At 70.7% G+C, this 1760-nt stretch carries 1 protein-coding gene; it reads left to right on the plus strand.

Translation table 11 applies throughout. From position 1 onward, the window contains the following. Positions 1–1760, plus strand: a 1760-nt coding sequence (locus EB084_24765) for a hypothetical protein (protein NDD31477.1), incomplete at both ends; no start/stop codon positions are given.

Genomic DNA, 1760 nt, shown 5'->3' on the forward strand with positions numbered 1-1760 from the left:
GAGCCCGCCGAACCCGTGCCCCGCTTTCGAGGCGACGCAGCCCACCCTGTGAACCACGGCGCCCTGTGCGCGCGCGGAGCCGCTGCCACCTTCGAGGTCTCCTCGCGCGAGCGGCTGCTCACCCCTTTGAGGCGCGCGCCAGGCCAGCGCGAATGGACGACGATCGCGTGGGATGAAGCCCTCGACATCGTGAGCCGCGGCCTGCTCGACGCCCGCGCGCGCACCTTCGACGCAGCGCGCGCCGCAGCCACGGGAATCGGCTTCTTTGGCGGCGCCACCGCCATGAACGAGGAAGTCTGGCTCTTCGTGCGACTGGCCCGCATGCTCGGCGTGCTCGATCTCGATCACCAGGGACGATCCTGCCACGCCGCCACCACCGCCGCCCTCGGCGCCACCCTCGGCATCACGGGGGCCACCCACGACTGGGCCAGTCTGCTCGACGCCCGCAGCATCGTCATCATCGGCGCCAATCCCGCCGATGCCCATCCCATCGCGGCGCGCTACCTGCACGGCGCGCGGGCGCGCGGCGCGAGGGTGACCGTGATCGACCCCCGCGCCTCACGCACGGCTCAGGGGGCAGACCTTCACCTCTCCCTGCGTCCAGGCACCGATCTCATGCTGCTCTGCGGACTCATCAACCAGCTGCTGGCACGACAGCGCGAAGACACCGCCTGGCTCGAGCAGCGCAGCGACGCAGGCTTCCTCATCGACGCCGCTGCTGAGCTCAACGCGGAGAACGGTCGATTCGGCGGATGGGATACGTCTCGGCGAGGCTACGACACCCGGGTCTGGTCGTACCGCGGCCAGGGGCACCTGACCGACGCAAGCTCGGTGCTGAGCGCGCTACGGCGGCACTTCGCGCGCTACACCGAGGCGATGGTGTGCGCGGTGACTGGCCTCAATCCCGACGACGTGCGCGCCCTGGCCGATCGGGTGTGCGACACCGGTCCCACCGCCGTGATCTTCTCGATGGGGGTGACCCAGCAGCTCTCGGGTGTGGCAACGGTGCGGGCCGCCGCGATCCTGCAGGCGCTGCTGGGGAACCTCGAGCGTGCGGGCGGCGGGCTGTATCCCATGAAGGGGCACGCCAACATCCAGGGGGCCACCGATCTGGGCGGGCTCTACCACCACCTACCGGGCGCCATCCCCGCGCCCACCGTCGACGAGCCGGATCTGGAGGCCTACGCGGCGCGCTACGGCGAAGCGCCCGCGCGTCATCTGCGCCGATTGCTGCGCGTGTGGGCTGCTGACAGGGCAGAAGCCGCCTACACGCGCCTGCCCAAGCGACGCGACGGCGATCATCACTCGCTGCACGCGGCGCTCGCCCGCGGTGATCTCGAGGTGGTGATGCTGCTCGGGCAGAACCCGGTGCACGGCAGCGGCAATCCCCGCGCCGTCGAGCAGGCGCTGGGCAGGCTGCGGCTGCTGGTGAGCATCGACCCGTTCATCAACGAGACCGCACGCTTCTGGGAACGCGTCCCCGGCTGCGCCACCGAGGTGCTGGCGCTGCCCTCGGCCATGTTCGCTGAGAAGCCAGGCAGCCGCACAAACGCCTGCCGGCGGGTGCAGTGGCAAAATTCCTGCCTCGCGCCGCGCGGCGACTCGCGCCCCGACGGGGTGATGCTGCGCGATATCTGGACGCGGATCGCGGTGGGGCTGCAAATGGGGCGAGACGAGGGAGCGGCAAGCGTGGGGGCGCCTGATGATGCAGAATCAACAGACACCCTCTATCGCAGGCTGCACCGCGAGATCACCGCGGG

The organism is Pseudomonadota bacterium, from assembly GCA_010028905.1.
Classification (GTDB): Bacteria; Vulcanimicrobiota; Xenobia; order RGZZ01; family RGZZ01; genus RGZZ01.